The organism is Vibrio sp. V19_P1S1T109 (assembly GCF_002241375.1).
Taxonomy (GTDB): Bacteria; Pseudomonadota; Gammaproteobacteria; order Enterobacterales; family Vibrionaceae; genus Vibrio; species Vibrio anguillarum.
Genome location: NZ_NDIM01000148.1, coordinates 1 through 4,657, shown reverse-complemented (window position 1 = coordinate 4,657; position 4,657 = coordinate 1). Strand labels below are relative to the sequence as shown.

The window sequence follows — 4,657 nt, the reverse complement described above, 5'->3', positions numbered from 1 at the left end:
AATCAACAGAGCTCCCGATTTGGGGGCTTTTCTATTTAGGCTTAGACTCAGCTCTGATCGCGTCACTTTAAGCGCTATGGTTGTGCAAAATGCTCAGATAATGCTGAACGACGATTTTTGCTTGGGTCGCCGTTTTCATCGTTTTCTACCGTGCTTTCATAGCCTTGTTTGATAAAGCGTTGTAAAGGCATGACAGGTTCAATACGCTTGAGTTGAGGGGAGTTTGTTGTCCCAGCAAGTTGGTAAATGGTCACGCCACTACCAGTGTTAATCACAATTTTATCCCCATCATATTCAAACTGAGTGCTGACTAAGCGATTATTTCGAAACACGCCATTTGAATTGAGAGTTAGAACCTCAGTGCTATAACTGGGTGTACCGATTTCGATCCATGAACCATAGACATTTTTGGGGCTTGTATACTCTTGATAGCTCACTAAAAGTAAAGTGGCAAAACTAGCTGCGATAGTGAACAGCACTATCCCAAAAAGACTTTTTAATACCCACTTTTTTTTCATAGGGTGACCTGAAGAGGCTTTATTTGCATGCGTGAAACCCTTAACTGCCATTCCCACTCCATAACGTAAGCAATCAGCGACTAGTACCGGTAAGGCTAACCAATTAAAACAAGGTTAGAGAGTGGAATATGTCGTGTGGTTTAGCAAATGTCACACTGGAAAATATGATCTTTTTTCCAAAACCAGTACTAATGGATGACAAGATGAACATTGCATCATGAATTTTGTTGACTTACCGATCAGTATAGGTCGCGTTTCACTATTTGTTTAACTCCAATTGCCACTTGTGTATTTTTATGATTTCAGATAAAACGGCTTACAAACGTGTTATTCACCATATTTTGGTGGTTTATTTTACAAGGAAGAGAAATGATCAAAGAAAACACATACTTCGACGGGGCTGTTAAATCTTTAGGTTTTGCTCACCAAAGTGGTGACAGTTCGGTGGGCGTAATGGCTCCTGGCGAATACACCTTTGGCACGGCCGCTCCTGAGCGTATGACAGTCATCAAAGGTTCGTTAACGATAAAGCGTTTAGGGGATGAACATTGGTCTACATTTAAAGCGAATGAATCTTTTGAAGTCGCTGAGAATTCGTCCTTTGATTTGAAAGTTGCCGAAGCAACAGCTTATTTGTGCGAATATTTGTAGTTGAAATAGGGCTTAAAAGCCCTATTTCTTATTGAGCTGTTAAGCCAAATTTTGCATAGATAGCTTCGATCCTTCCACTTTTTACCATTTCAGACAGAGCGTTTTGTAATGCATCCGCTTGTGGATGGCTTTTAGGCATACCGTAATAGTTGCCGATAGTGTTTGGATAGTAGTAGGTTGCTACTTGGTAGTTACTAAAATTGATTGTTTTTAATTCCACTTCTAGCGCAGGTAAATCCAATACGATAACGGTATCTATTCTCTTTGCCTCTAGCATTCTTGCTAGGTTGAAGTCATCATTAACAACCGTTCTATTTATCTCTTTGTCTTGATCAAACGCTTCGAAATAAGCGGTACCTCTTTTCACACCGACATTTAGCTCTCGTAAATCTTGATAATTGTTGATTGCTGGCCCATCACTGCGAGTGACAAAAACAATATTCCGTGTTTGCTCACTTATAGGACCGATAAAGCGAACAAATGCTTCTCTGTCTGCTGTTCGTATGACACGTGGAACAATGTCAACAGTACCATTTTCTAAAGTAGCAAGGCTGCGAGGAAATGGAATGTTTCGCCACTCGATATCGAAGCCTATATTTTTTGCTGCTTCTTCAAGGATTTCCTTTAATGGGCCGCTGATTTTTTGACCATCTGGACTGATCACCATTTCTGGTGGTCGATGCCTAAAATCAGCTTTAAGGGTGTTAGCAAAAAGCGTTGAGCTGAGCAGCACTGCTGCCAATGAAATGAGAATATTTCTAGTCAATACCCACATATTTCGTGCCTCTCGTCAAATTTACTACTTGAGTATAGGCAAACTTTCTGAGAACCCCAAAATGACACTTAAGATCAGCCGGATGGTTACCCTATGATTAATACTGTTCAAACACACCTGAGTTGTAGTCTTTAATTGCTTGTTCTATCTCAGAAAATGAGTTCATTACAAACGGCCCATAATGCACGACAGGTTCATCAATGGGTTGCCCCATTAGCAACAATACTCCGCTCGTATCATTGGCTGTTAATGTTAAGAACTCACCTTTTGAGAGCAACGCTAGCTCGCCTTGCTTCAACACTTTACTGCCTAGCTGTGCATTGCCTTTGTAGGTAAATGCCATGACATTAAAGTGATTCGGAGTGACGATCTCTAATTGGCTACCCGGTGTGGCTTGCCAGTCGGCCACACTCAATTTAACGCCCGTTTTTGTTAATGGGCCTGTTACTATCTGGTTGCCACAAGTGACATCACCCGCGAGTACTCTCAGCAGGCCAGTCTCTTGGGAGTGGTATTCGGTAATGGTTTCGGGTTGAAAGTCGTGGTATTGCGCTGGCGCCATTTTTTGGCTAGCAGGCTGATTGATCCAAATCTGAAAACCGTGCAACTGACCTTCAGTCATGATTGGCATCTCGCTATGAATAACACCTCTTCCTGCGGCCATCCATTGGGCACCACCAGAGCGTAATTCACCGACATTACCCATATGATCTTGATGTTGGAAATGCCCATTTAGCATATAAGTGAGAGTTTCGATTCCTCGGTGTGGATGAGGAGGGAATCCGCCAATATAATCGGCTTTTTGATCAGATTTAAATTCATCGAGCATTAAAAATGGTGAAAAATTAGCGTTATTAAAGCCAGCAACGCGGCTAATTTTTACGCCATCTCCATCCGAAGTGGGTTGTGCGGGGATTATCTGTTTTATTTCACGTTGCGTTAGCATAATGATTCTCCTTGTCGGTATAACATCAGTCTAAGACAAGGTGCTGATAAAGAAGAGCGCTGTGTTTTGAAGGTCTTCGTCGAGAAATTCGAACATATCTTGAGGGGGGCTATAATTAAAGTAGGTTGGATCACGAGGAGGATGCCCAATGTCTATGTTGCCCAAACATGAAGATCAGAATCCGCATTATGATCCCAAAGAGGATTTTACGCTTGAGCAGATGCACCGATTTACCAAGGTGGCTAATCAAGCGCAGAAAAATCGCGATACGCTTGAACAGCTCAGTGATAAAGACGTTTCCATTGTTGAAGCAGCAAGGCGTGCGGCAATGAGGCCAGTGATTCACCCTAAACCAAATAAACCTAATACAGCACGCTACGCCGCATGGATGGTGGTGGTATGTGCAGTAGGTTTGTGGATTATGTATATGACTCGCTAGCTTTCTTTATTGGTGTCACTGTTGCTGAATGGGTTGCAGTAGATGCGTCAGTATGGTCAAGTGAAATATGTTGGTAATACTGATATTGATTTTTGCCGTTGTGTTTTGCTGCGTACATCGCTTTGTCTGCGCACCGAGTCAGCTCGGCCAAGTTATCAGCATCGGAAGGAAACAAAGCAGCGCCGATGCTGACGGTGAGGTTATTGATCATTTCTGAGCCTTGGTATTTATCCTCAAACAGATAACAAATCCGGTTGAGAACGCCATCCAAATCCTTAACCGTTTTGATATCGTAAAGTAGTAGCACGAACTCATCTCCGGCAAATCTCGCGATGGAGTAATCGTGTTTATCGGTCTTCCGGTCTTTATTTCGGACGTTGTTTTTTAAACGATTGGCGAAATATTGCAAGACTCGATCCCCGACCTCATGTCCGTAGCTGTCATTAATGGATTTGAAATTATCAATGTCTAGAAAGACGAGTGCGGTGATGGTCTTTTTATCAGTCTGCTGGGAGAGCTTTTCACGTGCCCAAGTTTCGAAACTCCAACGATTGGCGAGCCCAGTCAGTTGGTCGGTGTAGGCAAGGTCTTCAATTCCCTCTTGATAAAGATGCTGGATATAGCAAACCGCTTTGTTGTAGTAGTAAGAGGAAATATGACACATGCAACAGAGTGCGATGAGACTGAGAAAAAACCGATCTATGGGGAGATATTGAGGAAGAATATCGGCTCCGGAGAGTTGTACTGAGACACCAATCAGCATAAAGAAACTGCAGCTAAAAACTAAGCCTATACGAAAGTCATTAATGAAGATCACCGCCGCAATAATTGGAAACAACCACAGCACATTGCCGACCATATGCTGTCCATATAGTAGTAATATGACCCCTTTTGTTAACAAGATGGCACTGAGGAATAAATCGGCATAGGAGGTGTTATCAGAGTGATGGTAAAAATAAAGGTAATTAGAGGCAATGGCGATCAAGCATAATAAATTAAAAATGCTCAGGTAATATTGCTGTTCAAGAAAATGAAGAATGCCATAAAAGGCGAAAAGTAGCACAGACACAAATGAGCATAAGGCAACGACCCTACGCTTGCGTGACGCTCGCATATTGGCCATCTCTTCTAAATGTCTACCTACCAATTCAGTCATACTCGATCTCGATGCTATCCTAAAGTATTAGATACCGAGTTAAGTCTAGAATAAATAACAGAGTTTTGCGGACGAAGTGCATGGCGTCAGTTAAAAAATACAATGGCTAATCATTTGGCGTTTTCGTTAAGTCATTAGGCTATTAATAATCGGTGATCAATGCTCTTATAAC

Annotated in this window: 6 protein-coding genes; 2 read left to right on the top strand and 4 right to left on the bottom strand. The window is 42.1% G+C overall.

Going from position 1 to position 4,657, the window contains the following annotated elements:
• Window positions 1–74 precede the first annotated feature (74 nt).
• Window positions 75–518, bottom strand: coding sequence for a DUF2850 domain-containing protein (locus B9J87_RS06840; protein ID WP_176429494.1), 444 nt, complete (start codon window positions 516–518; stop codon window positions 75–77).
• A gap of 369 nt (window positions 519–887) precedes the next feature.
• Here B9J87_RS06840 and ppnP point away from each other — a divergent pair, with 369 nt between their 5' ends.
• Window positions 888–1,169, top strand: coding sequence for a pyrimidine/purine nucleoside phosphorylase (ppnP, locus tag B9J87_RS06835; protein ID WP_026027338.1), 282 nt, complete (start codon window positions 888–890; stop codon window positions 1,167–1,169).
• Window positions 1,170–1,197: 28 nt separating this feature from the next.
• On the opposite strand, the gene B9J87_RS06830 is transcribed toward ppnP, so the two are convergent.
• Together B9J87_RS06830 and B9J87_RS06825 are read right to left on the bottom strand one after the other, a co-directional pair.
• Window positions 1,198–1,944 (bottom strand): substrate-binding periplasmic protein, encoded by a 747-nt coding sequence (locus B9J87_RS06830; RefSeq protein ID WP_094149883.1) that lies wholly within the window; start codon window positions 1,942–1,944, stop codon window positions 1,198–1,200.
• A 97-nt stretch (window positions 1,945–2,041) separates the two neighbouring features.
• Entirely contained in the window at window positions 2,042–2,890 is an 849-nt protein-coding gene (locus B9J87_RS06825) for a pirin family protein (protein WP_094149882.1), read from the bottom strand.
• A 148-nt stretch (window positions 2,891–3,038) separates the two neighbouring features.
• Between B9J87_RS06825 and B9J87_RS06820 the strand changes: the two genes are divergently transcribed.
• Window positions 3,039–3,329: a hypothetical protein gene (locus tag B9J87_RS06820; protein ID WP_013868082.1), complete on the top strand. Its 291-nt coding sequence runs from the start codon at window positions 3,039–3,041 to the stop codon at window positions 3,327–3,329.
• Here the strand turns inward: B9J87_RS06820 and B9J87_RS06815 are convergent.
• The gene (locus B9J87_RS06815) at window positions 3,310–4,485 is read right to left on the bottom strand and encodes a GGDEF domain-containing protein (RefSeq protein ID WP_094125097.1); all 1,176 of its coding nucleotides are present in this window, start codon (window positions 4,483–4,485) and stop codon (window positions 3,310–3,312) included. The two genes, B9J87_RS06820 and B9J87_RS06815, sit on opposite strands and share 20 nt — an antisense overlap.
• Window positions 4,486–4,657: the final 172 nt, after the last annotated feature.

Excerpts from the sequence above, each read along its gene's own strand:
- B9J87_RS06840 (WP_176429494.1), bottom strand. The coding sequence starts at position 518 with ATGAAAAAAAAGTGGGTATTAAAAAGTCTTTTTGGGATAGTGCTGTTC.
- B9J87_RS06830 (WP_094149883.1), bottom strand. The coding sequence starts at position 1,944 with ATGTGGGTATTGACTAGAAATATTCTCATTTCATTGGCAGCAGTGCTG.
- B9J87_RS06820 (WP_013868082.1), top strand. The coding sequence starts at position 3,039 with ATGTCTATGTTGCCCAAACATGAAGATCAGAATCCGCATTATGATCCC.
- ppnP (WP_026027338.1), top strand. The coding sequence starts at position 888 with ATGATCAAAGAAAACACATACTTCGACGGGGCTGTTAAATCTTTAGGT.
- B9J87_RS06825 (WP_094149882.1), bottom strand. The coding sequence starts at position 2,890 with ATGCTAACGCAACGTGAAATAAAACAGATAATCCCCGCACAACCCACT.
- B9J87_RS06815 (WP_094125097.1), bottom strand. The coding sequence starts at position 4,485 with ATGACTGAATTGGTAGGTAGACATTTAGAAGAGATGGCCAATATGCGA.